Raw genomic sequence first — 17,137 nt, forward strand, 5'->3', positions numbered from 1 at the left:
GTTTCGCGTAGGGTGGCGGTGTGAACGACAAGTTGGTGGTGCGTGGCGCGCGCGAGCACAATCTCAAGGGCGTGGATCTGGAGCTCCCGCGGGATGCGCTCATTGTGTTTTCAGGCTTGTCGGGTTCCGGCAAGTCGTCGCTCGCCTTCGACACGATCTTTGCGGAGGGTCAGCGCCGGTATGTCGAGTCACTGAGCGCGTATGCGCGCCAGTTCTTGGGCCAGATGGACAAGCCGGACGTGGACTTCATTGAGGGCCTCTCACCCGCAGTCTCGATTGATCAGAAGTCAACGAACCGGAACCCGCGATCCACGGTCGGGACCATCACCGAGGTGTATGACTACCTCCGCCTGCTCTTTGCGCGTGTGGGTGTGCCCCACTGCCCGGTGTGCGGTGAGGAGGTGAAGTCGCAGACACCTCAACAGATCGTGGACTCGGTGCTGGCCCTTCCGGAAGGAACGCGCTACCAGGTGCTCGCTCCCGTGGTGCGGGGACGCAAGGGGGAGTATGCGGACCTTTTTGCGGACCTCCAACAGCAAGGCTTTGCGCGCGCCCGTGTCGACGGCGAATCGGTGCAGCTGAGCGACGCGCCGACCTTGGAGAAGAAGCTCAAGCACAGCATCGAGGTGGTGGTGGACCGCCTCGTGGCGAGGGACGGCGTGCGCCAGCGCCTCGCAGACTCGGTGGAAACTGCACTGAAGCTCGCCGACGGCCTGGTGATCATCGATCCCGTGGACGGCGAGCTTCCCGCGCGGCGATACTCGGAGAAGCGTGCCTGCCCCAACGATCACATGTTGAGCCTTGAGGAGATGGAGCCGCGCACCTTCTCCTTCAACGCTCCCTACGGCGCGTGCCCCGAGTGTCACGGCATCGGCGTGCGACTCGAAGTCGATCGGGAACTCGTGGTCCCGGATCCGAGCAAGTCGCTCGCACAAGGGGCGATCGCGCCATGGGAGTCGATGGCGTCCGATTACTTCGGCCGCATGTTCCGCGCGCTGGCGCAGGACGTCGGCTTCTCGGTGGACACCCCGTTCGAGGACCTTCCGTCCGAGGCGCAGGAGTCGCTGCTCGTGGGCAAGGACTATGAGGTTCACGTGCGTTTCCGCAACCGCTACGGGCGCGAGCGCCAGTACACCACCGGCTTCGAGGGTGCGATCACCTGGCTGGAAAGACTTCACAGTCAGACGGAGTCTGACTATTCGCGTGAGAAGTACGAGCAATACATGCGGGAGGTCCCGTGCCCCGTGTGTCACGGCGCCCGCCTGAAGCCGGAGGTGCTCGCGGTCACCATCGGCGACAAGTCGATTGCCGAAGTGTGTGAGCTGTCCATTCGCGATGCCCGCGCCTTCCTGTCCGACGTCTCGTGGGATGAGCGTGCTCTGCACATCGCCACCCAGGTGCTCAAGGAAATCGACGCCCGGCTCGGGTTCCTGCTGGACGTGGGGCTGGACTACCTGACTCTTGCGCGTGCCGCGGGAACCCTGTCGGGAGGGGAGGCGCAGCGCATTCGCCTTGCCACCCAGATCGGTTCCGGCCTGGTCGGCGTTCTCTACGTGCTCGACGAGCCGAGCATCGGGCTCCATCAGCGCGACAACCGCAGGCTGATCGAGACGCTCACTCGGCTCCGGGACCTCGGCAACACGCTGATCGTGGTGGAGCACGACGAGGACACGATCCGCACCGCCGACTGGGTTGTCGATATTGGCCCAGGAGCAGGCGAACACGGCGGCGAGGTGGTCCACTCGGGCACCTACGCCGACCTGCTGACCAACGAGCGGTCGATCACCGGCGCGTACGTGTCGGGTCGGCGTAGCATTCCCGTGCCTCAGGAGCGGCGCCAGGCCGACTTTGCGCGCAAGATCACGGTGGTGGGCGCCAGGGAGCACAACCTTCGGGACATCGATGTGTCATTCCCTTTGGGAGTGCTCACTGCCGTGACGGGGGTCTCCGGCTCGGGCAAGTCGACGCTCGTCAACACCATCCTGTACACCGCGCTGGCTCATGAGCTGAACGGAGCGCGCCAGGTGCCAGGCAGGCACACCCGGATCGAGGGCACGGACCAACTGGACAAGATCGTGCACGTCGACCAGGGCCCCATCGGCCGCACCCCACGGTCCAACCCCGCGACCTACACGGGCGTGTGGGACAAGGTCCGCAAGCTGTTCGCCGAGACTCAGGAGGCGAAGATGCGCGGCTATGGGCCCGGGCGATTCTCCTTCAACGTCAAGGGCGGACGATGCGAGTCCTGCTCCGGTGACGGCACGCTGAAGATCGAGATGAACTTCCTGCCTGACGTGTACGTGATGTGTGAGGTGTGCAAGGGAGCCAGGTACAACCGGGAGACGCTCGAGGTGCATTTCAAGGGCAAGAGCGTGGCAGACGTGCTCAACATGCCGATCGAGGAGGCGGCCGCGTTCTTCGAGGCGATTCCCGCGATCTCGCGGCAGTTGTCGACGCTCGTCGACGTCGGGCTCGGATATGTGCGGCTCGGTCAGCCGGCGCCCACGCTCTCCGGCGGCGAGGCCCAGCGTGTCAAGCTCGCCTCCGAACTGCAGCGTCGCTCGACTGGTCGCACGATCTACGTGCTTGACGAGCCGACCACTGGTTTGCACTTCGAGGACGTCAAGAAGCTCATGAGCGTCCTCCAGGGCTTGGTGGACAAGGGAAACACCGTCATCGTGATCGAACACAACCTCGACGTCATCAAGTCGGCCGACTGGATCCTCGACATGGGTCCCGAGGGCGGTTCCGGAGGCGGGGCAGTGGTGGCCGAGGGCACGCCGGAAGAGGTCGCGGCCAACCCCCACAGCCACACCGGCCAGTTCTTGGGCCGGGTGCTGGGCGCCCGCGCCCACGTAGCCGCGCCCGCCTAGGCTGGCATCGTGCCTGACCCCTCCGAATACCGCCCCGCGCCGGGCAGCATTCCCGCGGCGCCCGGCGTCTACCGCTTCCGCGACCCTCACGGCAGGGTCGTGTACGTCGGCAAGGCGAAGAGTCTGCGGTCCCGGCTGAGCAACTACTTCCAGCCGCTCGGCGCCCTTCACCCGCGGACCCGGGTGATGGTGACCACGGCGGCGTCGGTGGAGTGGACTGTGGTGCGCAATGAGGTGGAGGCGCTGGTCCTTGAGCACAGCTGGATCAAGCAATACGACCCCCGCTTCAACGTGGTGTTCAAGGACGACAAGTCGTACCCGTTCCTTGCCGTGACGATGAACGAGAAGTACCCGCGAATGCAGGTGATGCGCGGGGATCGCAAGAAGGGCGTGCGGTACTTCGGTCCTTATGCCAAGGCGTGGGCCATTCGCGAGACGGTGGACACGCTGCTCACGGTGCTGCCGGTGAGGACGTGCGCACCGGCGGTGTTCAGCAAGGCGCAGCGGCAGGGCCGCCCGTGCCTGCTCGGCTACATCGACAAGTGCGCGGCACCGTGCGTGGGTCGCGTGACCGAGCAGGAACACCGTGAGTTGGCAGACAGGGTGTGTCAGGTGCTGGCGGGCGACGCCAAGCCCCTGATTCGAGAGCTGACACAGACCATGGAGACCGCCGCCGACAGGGAGGACTTTGAGGTGGCAGCTCGGGCTCGAGACCGCCTGCGTGCGTTGACGAGCGTCCTGGAGCGCAACGCCATGGTGCTTTCGCAGGGAGTGGACGTCGATGTGTTCAGCCTGATCGACGACGAGTGGGAGGCCGCCGCGCACGTCTTCTACGTGCGTGACGGGCGCATCACGGGCGAACGGGGCTGGGTGGTGGACAAGCCGGAGCCGCTCGACGTGGCGCACCTGGTGGCGGCGCTGCTGCAAGAGGCGTACACGACGGCCGACTCGGTGCCGCCCGAGATTCTGGTTCCGGCTGTCCCCGCCGAGGCAGACGCTCTGCGAGAGTACCTGCGCGGAGTTCGTGGGGGTGCCGTCAGTATCAAGGTGCCCTCTCGCGGCAAGAAGGCCGAACTCGCCGAGTCTGGCAAGCGAAACGCCCAGCAGGTGCTCGATCAGCATCGCCTCAAGCGTGCATCGGACCTCACCACCCGCTCCGAGGCCTTGCGCGATCTTCAGGACTATCTGGCCCTTGATGAGGCGCCCCTGCGCATCGAGTGCTATGACATCTCGCACACGCAGGGCACCCACCAGGTGGCGTCGATGGTGGTCTTTGAGGACGCCTTGCCGCGCAAGAAGGAGTACCGACAGTTCGCCATCGGCGACGCTGTGGACGACACGGCAGCGATGAATGACGTGTTGACACGGCGTTTCGCTCGCTATCTGGAGGAGGTCGCGTTGCTGCCCGAGGAGCGCGAGAGTGCCCGCTTCGCGTACCCGCCGCAATTGGTGGTGGTGGATGGCGGTCCCCCGCAGGTGGCCGCGGCGCGCAAGGCGATGGACAAGGTGGGCGTGCCCCACATCCCCGTGGTGGGCCTCGCAAAGCGGCTCGAGGAGGTGTGGATTCCGGGCGAGGAGTTTCCCGCGATCCTGCCGCGCGGCTCCGAGGCCCTCTACCTTCTGCAGCGTGTTCGGGACGAGGCGCACCGCTTCGCCATTCGTCACCATCGGGCGAAGCGTGGCAAGGCCATGAGCGCGTCCGCGCTCGACGAGGTGGCAGGAGTGGGCCCCACTCGAGCCAAGGCGTTGATCAGGCACTTCGGTTCGCTGCCCGCGCTCAAGGAGGCATCCGTTGAGCAGATCGCGCGGGTTCCCGGCATCGGAGATGTGACGGCCCGCGCGATTCACGCGAGTCTGCGCGGCGACAGTGGCATTCTTGACGCATGACGGAAGAGGCTAAGCCGGTCACGTACCCGTCCGGAATCCCCAAGCCAGAGTTCGACGCGCCAGCGGTGGCGCCCGAGGTGATGATTCTCACGGGCATGTCCGGGGCGGGGCGCACTCGTGCCGCGGCAACGCTGGGCGATCTCGGTTGGTACGTGGTCGACAACCTGCCCCCGCAGTTGCTCGGCGGCTTGGTCACCATGGTTGGCCGGGACCCTCAGGAAAAGCTGGCCGTGGTGGTTGACGTGCGAGGCGGCGACTTCTTCCAGGATGTCGAGTCCGTGTTGGATGACCTCGAGGTGCGTGGAATCCAGGTGCGCATGCTCTTCCTCGACGCGTCGGACGACGCGTTGGTACGGCGCTACGAGGAGGCGCGGCGCCCGCACCCGCTTCAAGAGGGCGGTACGTTGCTCGAAGGAATTGGCCGCGAGCGGGCACTCGTCCAGGCACTCAAGGACCGAGCGGACGTGGTGGTCGACACGAGTGACCTCAACGTGCATGAGCTCCGCGACGCGATCACGGCCGATGTGGGGCACACGGATCAGCCGCTGTCCGTCAACATTGTGTCCTTCGGGTTTCGCAATGGCTTGCCGTCCGACGCCGATTTCGTCGCCGACGTCAGGTTCCTCCCCAACCCACATTGGGTGCCGGATCTGCGCCCGTTGACGGGCCTTGACCCGGCGGTGCGCGATCACGTGCTGTCGTCCGATGGCGCCGGTCAGTTCCTTGACACCTACACGGCCATGCTTGAGTCGGTGCTGGCCCTGTATCGGGCCCATGACAAGCACTCGGTGACGATCGCGATCGGTTGCACCGGCGGCAAGCACCGTTCGGTGGCGATTGCCGAAGAGATCGGCAAGCGACTGCGGGTCCATCGCGACCAGGTCAGGGTCACGCACCGGGATCGGCCCCTGGAATGAGGCACGAGTCGGTCGTTGCGCTCGGCGGCGGGCATGGTCTCTACGCGACTCTCAGTGCGTTGCGTCACGTGACGGACGACCTCACGGCGGTGGTGACTGTCGCGGACGACGGCGGTTCTTCGGGCCGGTTGCGCGAAGAGATGGGCATCGTGCCGCCTGGGGACCTGCGCATGGCGCTGAGCGCGTTGTGCGAGGACGGCGAGTGGGGCCGAATCTGGCGAGACGTGTTGCAGACGCGGTTCTCGACCCCGGGTCCGCTCGACGGGCACGCGTTGGGGAACCTGTTGATCGCGGGGTTGTGGGAACGTACCGGCGATGTCGTCGAAGGGCTCGACTGGGTCGCGCGCTTGCTGAGGGCGCAAGGCAGGGTGCTGCCGCTCGCCGAGGAGCCGCTGCAGATATCAGCCATGATCTACGGCGAGAACGTGAGTTCGGTGGCTCGCGGTCAGGTGGCGGTTGCCTCGTCGGGAGGCCGGGTGACGGGTCTCAGCATCGAGCCCTCGCGACCGAAGGTGCCGCGGGCCACTCTCGATGCCATCGCTGGGGCATCGGCCGTGGTCCTGGGACCAGGCTCGTGGTACACCTCCGTGCTGGTGCACTTCTTGGTCGAGCCCGTGGCGCAGGCGCTGGTGGAGGCGGGCCCGCGCACCGTGCTGACGCTCAACATCGCCTATGAAGACGCGGAAACTGGGGGATCAGATCGCGTCGACGACATCCGCGCGCTCAGGCGTCTGGAGCCGGCGTTCCGGCCGGCCGTTGTCCTTGCCGATGCGTCCCACGGCCGCGACCGGGCGCTGGTGGAGGAGATCGAGGAGTGGGGCTCTCAACTGGTCGTACTCAACCTGAAGCGGTCCGATGCACTGGATCGTCACGACGTGACGCTCCTCACAAATGCATATTCGCAGGTGTTGGGGGGCCTTTCGGGCTGAACGGGGCGTGCCAAGATGGCAGGATAGGCGACATGGCGCTGACGGCACAGGTGAAGGATGAGTTGGCGCGTGTCGCCGTCGACAGAATCTCGTCTCGCAAGGCGGAGATCGCGACCACGCTGAGATTCGCCGGCGGGCTTCACATTGTGTCCGGCCGAATCGTGATCGAGGCAGAACTGGACACCGCGGCTGCCGCGCGACGCTTGCGCGCCTTCATCCACGATGTCTACAACCTGGGATCAGAGATCATCGTGGTCTCTGGTGGTGCATTGAAGCGCGGGAATCGCTACGTGGTGCGCGTGGTCAAGGAGGGCGAATCGCTCGCCCGCCAGACCGGGCTGCTCGATCACCGGGGACGTCCGGTGCGCGGTTTGCCGCCGCAGGTGGTGGGCGGCTCGGTGGAGGACACGGTCGCCGCATGGCGGGGGGCCTTCCTCGCGCATGGCTCGCTCACGGAGCCCGGTCGCTCCGCGAGCCTCGAAGTGACGTCTCCGGGCCCCGAGGCCGCGCTTGCGCTGGTGGGCGCCGCCAGGCGGCTTGGAATCTCCGCGAAGTCCCGTGAGGTGCGCGGTGTCGATCGCGTCGTCATCCGGGATGGTGACGCGATTTCAGGATTGCTTGCCCGGCTTGGGGCACACGACTCCGTGCTCGAGTGGGAGAACAAGCGGACTCGACGAGAGGTGCGAGGCACCGCAAACCGACTCGCCAACTTCGACGACGCCAACTTGCGACGCTCCGCGCAGGCGGCCGTGGCGGCATCGGCGCGGGTGGAGAGGGCATTCGAGATTCTTGCGGACGAGGTGCCGGAGCACCTTCGGGAGGCCGGTACCTTGCGGATGGCGAACCGCGACGCATCCCTCGAAGAACTCGGTCGACTCGCGTCCCCGCCGCTTACCAAGGACGCCGTGGCGGGCCGGATTCGCCGCTTGCTGGCCACCGCTGACAAGAAGGCGAAGGACCTGGGCATTCCGGACACGGAAGCTGGCATCAATCAAGAACTGCTCCGCTACGAGTGACGCGCCGACGTCCCCACGAAGGGGGCGTGTGAGGGACCTTTGTCTCGCGCATTTTGCGTGCCGTTGGTAGTAGGCTGGCCGCAGTGGCTCGCTCCGGCGACGCCCCGCGCACCAGTGCGCAGCCCCAGATCCCCAAACGCGCCACGACGCGCGAACCGAGGAGAGAAAGTGACCATCAAGGTCGGTATCAACGGCTTCGGCCGCATTGGACGAAACTTCTACCGCGCGGTCGTCGCGTCGGGCGCTGACATCGAGATCGTCGGTGTCAATGACTTGACCGACAACAAGACTCTCGCGCACCTGCTCAAGTACGACACCGTGCTGGGCATCTTCCCGGGCACTGTGGAGTTCGACGACGACAACATCATCGTCGATGGCAAGGCCATCCGCACCCTTGAAGAGCGTGACCCGAACAACCTTCCTTGGGCCGAGCTCGGGGTGGACATCGTGATCGAGTCGACCGGGTTCTTCACGGATGCCACCAAGGCGAAGGCGCACATCGACGCCGGCGCCAAGAAGGTCATCATCTCGGCACCCGCGAAGAACGAGGACGGCACCTTCGTCGTCGGTGTGAACCACACGGACTACGACCCTGCCACGCAGCACATCATCTCAAATGCCTCGTGCACCACCAACTGCCTGGCGCCCGTCGCCAAGGCCCTCAACGACGCCATCGGCATCGAAAGGGGTCTGATGACGACGATCCACGCCTACACCGGCGACCAGAACCTGCAGGATGGCCCTCACAAGGACCTCCGCCGTGCACGTGCGGCCGCGCAGAACATCGTTCCCACCTCGACCGGTGCCGCCAAGGCCGTCGCCTTGGTGCTCCCCGAGCTCAAGGGCAAGCTGGACGGCTTCGCGTTGCGTGTTCCGACCATCACCGGTTCCGCCACCGACCTGACCTTCACCGCTTCGCGTGAGGTCACCGTCGAAGAGGTCAACGCCGCGGTCAAGGCTGCGGCCGATGGCGCGATGGCCGGCACCCTCGAGTACACCGAAGACGAGATCGTCTCCTCGGACATCGTGGGCAACCCGCACCAGAGCATCTTCGACGCCAAGTTAACCAAGGTGACCGGCGACATGGTGAAGATCGTGTCCTGGTACGACAACGAGTGGGGCTACTCGACCAGCCTGGTCAAGCTGACGTCGTACGTCGGCGAGCGCCTTTAACATTCCCGTGAGAAACGTCCGTGCACGCGACACGCGTGTGCGGACGTTTTTCTGTGACGACTCAGGAAGACAGACATGCTGAAGACGATTGACAGCCTCGGCGATCTCACCGGCAAGAAGGTGCTGGTTCGCTCCGACCTCAACGTGCCGCTCGATGGCGCCACCATCACGGATGACGGCCGTGTACGCGCGTCCGTTCCCACCATTGAGAAGTTGCTGGCCGCGGGCGCCGCGGTCATCGTGACCGCGCACCTTGGTCGTCCCAAGGGTGCTCCGGAGGATAAGTACTCGCTAGCACCCGCGGCCGCCCGCCTGGCGGAGTTGCTCGGCAAGCCCGTATCGCTCGCCTCGGACCTGGTGGGCGAGTCGGCTAAGGCAACTGTGGCCGCGCTCGAGTCCGGCCACGTGGCCATGCTGGAGAACGTGCGCTTTGACGCCCGCGAAACCTCGAAGGTGGACCAAGAGCGGGAGGCCCTGGCTGCCGAGCTCGCCGCCATGGCGGACGCCTTTGTGTCGGACGGCTTTGGCGTGGTGCACCGCAAGCAGGCTTCCGTGTACGACGTCGCCAAACTTCTGCCCTCGGCCGCGGGCCTGCTGGTCCAGAAGGAGGTCGAGTCGCTCGGCAAGGCAGTGACCGACCCCGCCCGTCCCTACGTGGTGGTGCTGGGCGGCTCCAAAGTCTCCGACAAGCTCGGCGTGATCGCCAACCTGCTGACCAAGGCCGACCGCCTGCTCATCGGTGGCGGCATGGTCTTCACGTTCCTCAAGGCTCAGGGCTACGAGGTGGGCGGCTCGTTGCTCGAAGAGGACCAGATTGACACCGTCAAGGGCTACCTGGCCACGGCCAAGGAGAGCGGTGTGGAGATCGTCCTGCCGACCGATATCGTGGCTGCCGCAGGATTCTCCGCCGATGCCGAGCACGACGTCGTCGCGGCCGATGCGATTCCTGCCGATCGCATGGGCCTGGACATCGGACCTGACTCGGCGCAGATGTTCGCCTCCAAGATTGTGGACGCCAAGACCATCGTCTGGAACGGCCCCATGGGCGTGTTCGAGTTCGACGCCTTCGCGGGTGGCACCAGGGCCGTGGCTCAAGCCATGATCGACTCCGACGGATTCTCCGTGGTGGGTGGCGGCGATTCCGCGGCTGCGGTTCGCATCCTTGGTTTCGACGAGGCGGGCTTCGGCCACATTTCCACGGGTGGCGGCGCGTCGCTCGAACTTCTCGAAGGCAAGACCCTTCCGGGTCTGGCCGTGCTGGAGGACTGACACATGACACGCACCTCACTCATTGCAGGCAACTGGAAGCTGAACCTCGACCACCTCGAGGCGACGCACACCGTGCAGAAGCTCGCGTGGCTGCTCCGCGACGCGAAGCACGACTTCTCCTCGGTTGAGGTGGCCGTGTTGCCGTCGTTCACGTCGCTGCGCTCTGTGCAGACGCTCGTGGACGCCGACAAGCTCGAACTCAAGTACGGCGCTCAGGACATCTCGGAGCATGTCTCCGGCGCCTACACGGGCGAGGTTTCCGGCAAGCAGCTAGCGAAGCTCGGCTGCGACTTCGTTGCGGTCGGTCACTCGGAGCGCCGCCAGTTCCACGCCGAGACCGACGAGGTCGTGGCCGCCAAGACCAAGGCTGCGTTCGACAACGACATCATCCCGATCGTGTGTGTGGGCGAGGGCCTCGACATTCGCAAGGCTGGCGACCAGGTGTCCTACACGCTCGCGCAGGTCGATGGAGCTCTTAAGGACCTGCCTGCCGACAAGGCGAAGGACGTCGTCATCGCGTACGAGCCCGTCTGGGCCATCGGCACCGGAGAGGTCGCCACCCCCGCGGACGCTCAGGAGGTGTGCGGAGCGATCCGCGGCCGCCTGGCCGAGCTGTACGACGCGGAGCTCGCCACAGGCGTGCGTGTCCTTTACGGTGGCTCCGTGAAGTCCGGTTCCATCGCTCAGCTGATGGCCGAGGTCGACGTGGACGGCGCCCTGGTGGGCGGCGCGAGCCTCGACCCCGAGGAGTTCGCCAAGATCGCGCGCTTCCGCGAGCACGTCGGCGCGTAGCCCGTGATACCCGGCCGCGCGGCACCGTGCGGCGGGGTGCTCAGCGGTCGACGCCCTTGCGTGGTTCGCGCGTCGCGTATCCTGGTGCCAACGACTTAAGAGTTCGAGGAGAACTGTGCAGATTCTGACAACCGTCCTGTGGGTGATTCTTGTTGCCACCAACCTGCTGATGATCGGTCTCGTACTGGTCCACAGGGGGCGTGGTGGAGGCATCACCGACGTCTTCGGCGGCGGTATCGCCTCCGGTATTCAGAGCTCCGCGGTGGGTGAACGCAACCTTTCGCGCATCACGTGGGGTGTCGCAATCGCCTGGGCGATGTCGATCGTTCTGCTTGGTCTGATCACCAAGTACGTCAACTAGCCGCGCAAAGAAGCAAGGGGTAGTGCACCATGGCAGGTGGTAACGCAATTCGTGGGTCGCGCGTTGGCGCGGGCCCGCTGGGGGAGGCGGAGCGCGGCGAGTCCGCTCCGCGCGAGATCTTCTCGTACTACTGCGCGAAGGGACACGTCACGCGCCCCAGTTTTGCCACGGGGGAAGATCGTGAGATTCCCGCCGAGTGGGACTGCCCCCGCTGCGGACTGCCTGCGGGCCTCGACCCCGAAAATCCGCCCGAGCCGTTGCGCAACGAGCCCTACAAGACTCACCTTGCGTACGTGAAGGAACGGCGCACGGACTCCGAGGGCGAGGCGCTCCTGCAAGAGGCGCTCGACGCCCTGCGCGCCCGCCGCGCCTCGGTAGCCGCGGATTAGTCGGCTCCTCTCGGGAGTTCGTGCGGACGTCGAGCCCCAGGGAATGAAAACGGCGCTGCGGTCGCTGTCTCCCGTGGAGGTAACACATGAAGATTGAGATCGAATACTGCGTTCCCTGCGGCTATCTGCCGCGAGCCACGGAAGCCCAGACGCGCCTGCTGGAGGAGTTCGGCAACGCGATCGAGGGCGTGACGCTCAAGACCGGGCGCAAGGGCGTGTTTAGGTTCACTGCCGACGGCGAGCAAATCTATGCGAAGCCGGACGAGTTCGACATCGACGCGATCGTGGGCACTGTCCGAGGAATGTTGCCGGCCGCCGACGGAGTCCAGGCCGAGGGACGCGACCTGCTGATGGGCAAGAAGCACTAGGTCACGATTCCTGGGGCGGCACGCAACACGGCGAGTGGATCCGGGCATGTAGGGGGTGACTCCTGAAAGGGGAAGCCGCCATGAACGCATCTGATCTTGACCACCTCTTGCGTGAGGCGCGTATCGACGTGACGACGCACTTGAGTGAGAGTGCCGCGCAGACGTCAAGGGCTGTCGCAGCCCATGCGGGGAGTAGGCGCCGCCGACGCCGCTGGACCATTCCCGTGGGCGTGGCACTAGGCGCCGTCGCGCTGACGGCGGCAGCGCCCTACGTGATGCCCGGCATGGATGGGTGGCCATTCGTCTCGATCACCCAAGGCGAGCGCCGCACCGAGGCCAGCATTCCCGTCGTCTACGCGGGCCCTGACGATGCCACTCCGACCACGTGCGGTGCGTGGATGGACGTGGCGAACGCAACGGACGCCGACATGGAGCGCCTCAATGACGCTATTGAGGACCACGATTGGCCGGCTCTTGCGTACAACCCGGGGAGCGCGTCAGATGACCCCGTGTTTATCGCGCTGGAGCAGTTCATCAAGCATGATGTCGCGGGCATCGGATGGGGCTGGGACGATCCTGCTGATGACACGTCGGTGCATGTCACCGCTTCTGGAGTGCTGTGCAGCCCAGAACTGGCGGACGTCGAGTGAGGGCCGAATCCGCGCGAAGGGCCGAACGGTTCACGGCCGAGAACTCGGGCGATCTCCTCAGTTACTTTCTGCGCCGCGTTCCCAATAGTGAGGACGCCGCCGATCTCCTGGCCGAGACGCTACTCGTCATGTGGAAGCGCATCAGGGACATGCCGAGCGACGATGCCGAGGCGCGCCCGTGGCTTTTCGGCGTGGCAAGGCGCGTGCTGTCGCACTACCACCGCTCTGGGGTGAGACGCCAAGGGTTGGCCGATTCCCTGCGCGCGCAGGTAGCGGCAACGGGGCAGTTGACCGTACCGTCCGCCGAGGCGCGAGTCGAGGTCCAGGGGTTGCTGGCTCAGTTGACGGAGAACGACAGGGAGATTGTCTTGCTGCACGCGTGGGAGGGGTTCACCCACGAGGAGATCGCCACCATTGTGGGCATGAAGGCAGCGACCGTGCGTAGCCGGTACGCCCGGGCACGGTCCCAGTTGGTGACGAACCTGACTAAGGAAAGTCAGAGCACCTCGGGGCCCTAAATTTGGGTGGACGCCGCCGCGTCGAGCAGCCACAGCGTGCGTTCGGTGCCCGCGACGGCCGCGACCGGAAGAGTCCTGTCTCCGGCGAGGCCACGCGCTACGGCGTCGGCCTTCGGCGCACCTGCCGCGACCACCCAGACCTCTCGCGCCCGGTTGATGGACGCCAGGCTCAGGCTCACCCTTGTGGGCGGGGGTTTGGGGGAGTCGTGCACCGCCACGGCTTCCGCATCGCCAGCTGCGGCGTAGACGGGGTGATCCGGGAATAGCGACGCGACGTGACCGTCGGGCCCCATGCCAAGCATGAGGACATCCCAACCGGGGCCGCCGTGGTCGGCGATCTCGGCGGAGTAGGCCGACGCGGCGTCCTCCGCGGTGGCGAAGTCGTCGGAGTTGCCTATCCGGTGGATGTTCTCCTCCGGGAGAGGAACGTGGCGCAGCAGCGCCTCTTGAGCCTGGCCCTCGTTGCGGTCGGGATCGCCCGCGCCGACAAAGCGTTCGTCACCCCACCACACGTGGACGCTGGTCCAGTCGATCAGCTCGGCAAGGGGAGAGGTCGCGAGGGAGGCGAGGAGTCCAACGCCAACCGTGCCGCCCGTGAGGACCACGTGCGCCGCCCCCCGTCGTGCGATCACATCGGCGACGGTGACTCCTAGCCGGGCCGCCGTGGCATTTGCGACGGCCTGCTGATCCGGGTAGATGACGACGCTTCTCATCCGCAGTGCACGATCTCGTGAAGGGCCTCGCCATAGACCGGGTCATCGTCCATGCGACGCAACTCCTCGGCAAGGCACTCGCCGAGGCTGCGCGAGGGAATTGCGATGACGTGGTCGGGTTGGCCGGGCTGGGTCAGCGTGGCGTTGATGCCGTCCGGGCGATGGATTGCGATCTCGCCGGCTGGGGTTTCGAGGCAGACGGAGACCAGTCCGGTGGCCTCGGGATCGTAGGTCGCCTCGAACTCGCACCCGAGCGTGCGGCGCAGCCACGCTCCAAGAAGCAGAATCGAGGGTGAGTTGACATCGCCGTGCATCCGGGCCTTGGTGACGCGTTGATCGCTGACCTGCTCGAGCGCGGACGCGAGGAGGGCGCGCCAGCGCGTGAGGCGGGTCCAGGCGAAGTCAGTGTCGCCGGCCCGGTAGCCGTCCGACAGGGCGCACAGGACCGCGGCCGGGTCGCTGGCGCCCTTGGTGTCGGTGATGCGTCGCTGAGCCATCGCCCCGAGTCCCACGGCGGAGGGCACCAGGGGGACGACGGAGGGCCACCACGCCACGATCGGCGCGTCGGGCAGCAGGAGGGGGGTGATGAGGGTGTCCGCGTGCTCCATGGCGGCCACGGGTGGGCGGAGCAGGACCACTTCGGAGGCCCCGGCGTCACCACCCACCCTAATCTGCGCGTCGAGCACGTCACTGTCCTTCTGCGGGGAGAGTATGACGACGCGGCACGGATGCTCTCGCGACGCCATATTGGCCGTGCTGATCGCCTCGTCGGCGTCGGCATCGGTCGCGTCAATCACAAGAGTCATGACGCGGCCCAACGTAATCACCCCGCCCTCCTTGCGCAGCCGCAAGAGTTCGGAGTTGATGTCCACGGTGGTGGTGCCGGGAAGGTCGAGAATCATGGCCGCCTCCAGACGCGACCATCGCGCGCCATCATCTGATCCGCCTCTGCCGGACCCCAGGTGCCGGAGCGGTATTGCTCGGGTTGGCCCTGTGTCGCCCAGAACCCCGTGATGGGGTCGAGGATCTTCCAGGACAGCGCCACCTCTTCATGCCGGGGGAACAGCGGCGGGTCGCCCAGGAGGACGTCGAGGATGAGTCGCTCGTAGGCCTCGGGCGATTCGTCGGTGAAGGCGTTGCCATACGCGAAGTCCATCGTGACGTCGCGGACCTCCATGGCGGTGCCGGGCACCTTGGAACCGAACTTGAGCGTGACACCTTCATCGGGTTGGACGCGAATCACCAAGGCGTTGGTGCCCACATCGGAGCCCTCAATCTGTTGGAAGTACGGGGAGGGGGCCTTCTTGAACACGAGCGCGATCTCGGTGACGCGGCGTCCAAGTCGCTTGCCGGCCCGCAAGTAGAAGGGCGTGCCGTTCCAGCGCCGGTTGGGGATGTGCAGCTTGATCGCGGCATAGGTCTCCGTGATCGAGTCTTCAGCGATGCCGTCCTCTTCGAGGTACGCACCCACGCGTTCGCCTCCGCGCCAGCCGGCGGCGTACTGGCCTCGCGAGGTGCATCCGGAGAGGTCGTCGGGAAGGTTGACCGCCCGCAGCACCTTCTCCTTTTCCGCACGCAGGTCAGCCGCGCCAAATGAGGCGGGCTCCTCCATTGCCGTGAGGGCGAGCAGTTGGAGCAAGTGGTTCTGAATCACGTCGCGCGCGGCGCCGATGCCGTCGTAGTATCCGGCGCGACCGCCGATGCCGATGTCCTCGGCCATGGTGATCTGGACGTGGTCCACATACTGGGAGTTCCAGATGGGCTCGAACAGCTGGTTGGCAAAGCGCAGTGCCAGGAGGTTCTGCACCGTCTCCTTGCCCAGGTAGTGGTCGATCCGGAATACGGCGTCGGCCGGGAAGACCTCACTGACCACATCGTTGAGCTGGTTGGCGGTCTCGAGGTTGTCCCCGAAGGGCTTCTCGATGACGACCCTGCGCCAGGTGCCTTCCTTGGGGTCCGACAGGCCGGAGTCGCGCAGTTGGGTGATGACCTGGGGGAAGGCCGACGGCGGAATTGACAGGTAGAAGGCGTGGTTGCCGCCGGTGCCGCGCTTGGCGTCCAGATCCTCGACGGTTCGGCGCAACTCGGCGAAGGCCGCGGGGTCGTCAAAGGTGCCCTGCACAAAGCGAATGCCTTCGGACAGCTGCTTCCAGGTTTCCTCGCGCCACGGCGTGCGTGCATACTTCTTGACCGAGTCGTGCACCACTTGCGCAAAGTCTTGCTTGTCCCAGTCCCTGCGGGCAAAGCCGGTGAGGGCGAATGCGGGCGGGAGCAGGCCGCGGTTGGCGAGGTCGTAGACGGCGGGCATCAGCTTCTTGCGCGCGAGGTCGCCAGTCACGCCGAACATCACGAGGCCACAGGACCCGGCAATACGGGGCAGGCGACGATCGCGGGGATCACGCAGGGGGTTGACCACTTGATGAGCCTCCCAGGGCTGAAGTCACGCGGGCCACGTCGGACATCGACGCGGCGTTGAGGCGAAGCACGGGACAACCGTGCTCCATCAGCACGCGTGCGTCGCCGTCGGCTTGCGCCGCCACCAGTTGACCAAACGTGAATGGTCGGCCAGGAATTTCCATGTCATCCGCATAGGTTCCCGTGAGTTGCAGGAAGGCGCCGACGGGTGGGCCGCCCTTGTGGAGCTGTCCGGTTGAGTGCAGGAAGCGCGGACCCCATCCGAACGTGACCGGCCTGCCGATCGCTGCCGCGAGCGCGCTACGTACCCGTGGCAGGTGCGGGAGGCTCTCGCGGTTGAGGTATGCCATGACGGCGAGGTAGCCGTCCGCTGGCACGGCGGACCTGATGGCGCCGATGGCGTCCTCGAGGGTGGTTGCGCTGTCCAGGAGGCCCGCGGACCCGCGCACCTCGATCCCGCCGTCCACGAAGGCGGGCCGTTCCGGCTGCGGGAGTGAGTCGAGCAGCGCGCGCGCAGCGGTCTTGGCCGACTCCACATTCGGCTGGTCGAACGGATTGATGCCCAGCAGGCGCCCGGCGATGGCGGTGGCGTACTCCCACAGCAAGAATTGGCCCCCAAGCGTCCCGGCGACCCAGATCGCGTGACCCTCGGGTTCGCCGTCGAAGTCGAGGGTCACCAGACGGGTGTCGAGGACGCCGTCAGCGGCGGCATCGGGGGCGTCGATGTCGGCCACAACCGGGAGTACCCCAACGCCGTTCTTCCCGGTCGATTCGGCTATCAGCTGCTCTGCCCAGTCGGCGAAGCCCACGAGCCCCGAGTGGTGGTCGGAGAAGACGAGGGTGTGGCGGGGCGAGCCCGCCATGGCG

The 17,137-nt window shown here is 66.1% G+C and carries 16 protein-coding genes and 1 pseudogene; 13 read left to right on the forward strand and 4 right to left on the reverse strand.

Annotation, left to right across the window (positions count from 1 at the left end; all coding sequences use genetic code 11):
- The first annotated feature begins 20 nt into the window (after positions 1-20).
- The 13 genes from uvrA (at position 21) to QZZ29_RS07850 (ending at position 13,142) form a co-directional block, all read left to right on the forward strand.
- A complete protein-coding gene (gene uvrA / locus QZZ29_RS07790; RefSeq protein WP_291382422.1) occupies positions 21-2,873 on the forward strand; it encodes an excinuclease ABC subunit UvrA in 2,853 nt (950 codons plus the stop codon).
- A gap of 9 nt (positions 2,874-2,882) precedes the next feature.
- Complete coding sequence (gene uvrC, locus QZZ29_RS07795; RefSeq protein ID WP_291382423.1) at positions 2,883-4,760, forward strand: excinuclease ABC subunit UvrC; 1,878 nt, start codon at positions 2,883-2,885, stop codon at positions 4,758-4,760.
- Positions 4,757-5,677: an RNase adapter RapZ gene (gene rapZ / locus QZZ29_RS07800; protein WP_291382424.1), complete on the forward strand. Its 921-nt coding sequence runs from the start codon at positions 4,757-4,759 to the stop codon at positions 5,675-5,677. The genes uvrC and rapZ overlap by 4 nt, the downstream gene beginning before the upstream one ends.
- A complete protein-coding gene (gene yvcK, locus QZZ29_RS07805) occupies positions 5,674-6,606 on the forward strand; it encodes a uridine diphosphate-N-acetylglucosamine-binding protein YvcK (protein WP_291382425.1) in 933 nt (310 codons plus the stop codon). Before rapZ ends, yvcK begins: the two co-directional genes overlap by 4 nt.
- Positions 6,607-6,638: 32 nt before the next feature.
- Positions 6,639-7,622 (forward strand): DNA-binding protein WhiA, encoded by a 984-nt coding sequence (gene whiA, locus QZZ29_RS07810; protein ID WP_291382426.1) that lies wholly within the window; start codon positions 6,639-6,641, stop codon positions 7,620-7,622.
- 168 nt (positions 7,623-7,790) lie between these two features.
- Entirely contained in the window at positions 7,791-8,795 is a 1,005-nt protein-coding gene (gene gap / locus QZZ29_RS07815) for a type I glyceraldehyde-3-phosphate dehydrogenase (RefSeq protein WP_291382427.1), read from the forward strand.
- Positions 8,796-8,873: 78 nt separating this feature from the next.
- The gene (locus QZZ29_RS07820; RefSeq protein ID WP_291382440.1) at positions 8,874-10,064 is read left to right on the forward strand and encodes a phosphoglycerate kinase; all 1,191 of its coding nucleotides are present in this window, start codon (positions 8,874-8,876) and stop codon (positions 10,062-10,064) included.
- 3 nt (positions 10,065-10,067) lie between these two features.
- Positions 10,068-10,856, forward strand: coding sequence for a triose-phosphate isomerase (gene tpiA, locus QZZ29_RS07825; protein WP_291382428.1), 789 nt, complete (start codon positions 10,068-10,070; stop codon positions 10,854-10,856).
- A gap of 115 nt (positions 10,857-10,971) precedes the next feature.
- Positions 10,972-11,217: a preprotein translocase subunit SecG gene (gene secG, locus QZZ29_RS07830; protein WP_291382429.1), complete on the forward strand. Its 246-nt coding sequence runs from the start codon at positions 10,972-10,974 to the stop codon at positions 11,215-11,217.
- A gap of 29 nt (positions 11,218-11,246) precedes the next feature.
- Positions 11,247-11,606, forward strand: coding sequence for an RNA polymerase-binding protein RbpA (locus QZZ29_RS07835; RefSeq protein WP_291382430.1), 360 nt, complete (start codon positions 11,247-11,249; stop codon positions 11,604-11,606).
- 86 nt (positions 11,607-11,692) lie between these two features.
- Positions 11,693-11,974 (forward strand): Rdx family protein, encoded by a 282-nt coding sequence (locus tag QZZ29_RS07840; RefSeq protein ID WP_291382431.1) that lies wholly within the window; start codon positions 11,693-11,695, stop codon positions 11,972-11,974.
- 80 nt (positions 11,975-12,054) lie between these two features.
- Entirely contained in the window at positions 12,055-12,624 is a 570-nt protein-coding gene (locus QZZ29_RS07845; RefSeq protein ID WP_291382432.1) for a hypothetical protein, read from the forward strand.
- Positions 12,621-13,142 carry an RNA polymerase sigma factor gene (locus QZZ29_RS07850; RefSeq protein WP_291382433.1) on the forward strand — a complete coding sequence of 174 codons (522 nt, stop codon included), beginning with the start codon at positions 12,621-12,623 and terminating at the stop codon, positions 13,140-13,142. The genes QZZ29_RS07845 and QZZ29_RS07850 overlap by 4 nt, the downstream gene beginning before the upstream one ends.
- Here QZZ29_RS07850 and pgl read toward each other — a convergent pair.
- The 4 genes and pseudogenes from pgl to QZZ29_RS07870 all read right to left on the reverse strand — a co-directional run.
- A complete protein-coding gene (gene pgl, locus QZZ29_RS07855; RefSeq protein ID WP_291382434.1) occupies positions 13,139-13,855 on the reverse strand; it encodes a 6-phosphogluconolactonase in 717 nt (238 codons plus the stop codon). The genes QZZ29_RS07850 and pgl overlap by 4 nt on opposite strands.
- Entirely contained in the window at positions 13,852-14,757 is a 906-nt protein-coding gene (locus QZZ29_RS07860) for a glucose-6-phosphate dehydrogenase assembly protein OpcA (protein WP_291382435.1), read from the reverse strand. The genes pgl and QZZ29_RS07860 overlap by 4 nt, the downstream gene beginning before the upstream one ends.
- Complete coding sequence (gene zwf / locus QZZ29_RS07865; protein ID WP_291382436.1) at positions 14,754-16,271, reverse strand: glucose-6-phosphate dehydrogenase; 1,518 nt, start codon at positions 16,269-16,271, stop codon at positions 14,754-14,756. The genes QZZ29_RS07860 and zwf overlap by 4 nt, the downstream gene beginning before the upstream one ends.
- A pseudogene (locus QZZ29_RS07870) lies at positions 16,252-17,137 on the reverse strand (glucose-6-phosphate isomerase); the annotation flags it as partial. The gene zwf and the pseudogene QZZ29_RS07870, both read right to left, overlap by 20 nt.

This window comes from Demequina sp. (assembly GCF_016278765.1).
In the GTDB taxonomy this organism is placed as follows: Bacteria; Actinomycetota; Actinomycetes; order Actinomycetales; family Demequinaceae; genus Demequina.

What these genes read in the sequence shown, in the direction of transcription:
- rapZ (WP_291382424.1), top strand. Translation starts at nt 4,757, where the DNA reads ATGACGGAAGAGGCTAAGCCGGTCACGTACCCGTCCGGAATCCCCAAG.
- yvcK (WP_291382425.1), top strand. Translation starts at nt 5,674, where the DNA reads ATGAGGCACGAGTCGGTCGTTGCGCTCGGCGGCGGGCATGGTCTCTAC.
- whiA (WP_291382426.1), top strand. Translation starts at nt 6,639, where the DNA reads ATGGCGCTGACGGCACAGGTGAAGGATGAGTTGGCGCGTGTCGCCGTC.
- tpiA (WP_291382428.1), top strand. Translation starts at nt 10,068, where the DNA reads ATGACACGCACCTCACTCATTGCAGGCAACTGGAAGCTGAACCTCGAC.
- QZZ29_RS07835 (WP_291382430.1), top strand. Translation starts at nt 11,247, where the DNA reads ATGGCAGGTGGTAACGCAATTCGTGGGTCGCGCGTTGGCGCGGGCCCG.
- QZZ29_RS07840 (WP_291382431.1), top strand. Translation starts at nt 11,693, where the DNA reads ATGAAGATTGAGATCGAATACTGCGTTCCCTGCGGCTATCTGCCGCGA.
- QZZ29_RS07845 (WP_291382432.1), top strand. Translation starts at nt 12,055, where the DNA reads ATGAACGCATCTGATCTTGACCACCTCTTGCGTGAGGCGCGTATCGAC.
- pgl (WP_291382434.1), bottom strand. Translation starts at nt 13,855, where the DNA reads ATGAGAAGCGTCGTCATCTACCCGGATCAGCAGGCCGTCGCAAATGCC.
- QZZ29_RS07860 (WP_291382435.1), bottom strand. Translation starts at nt 14,757, where the DNA reads ATGATTCTCGACCTTCCCGGCACCACCACCGTGGACATCAACTCCGAA.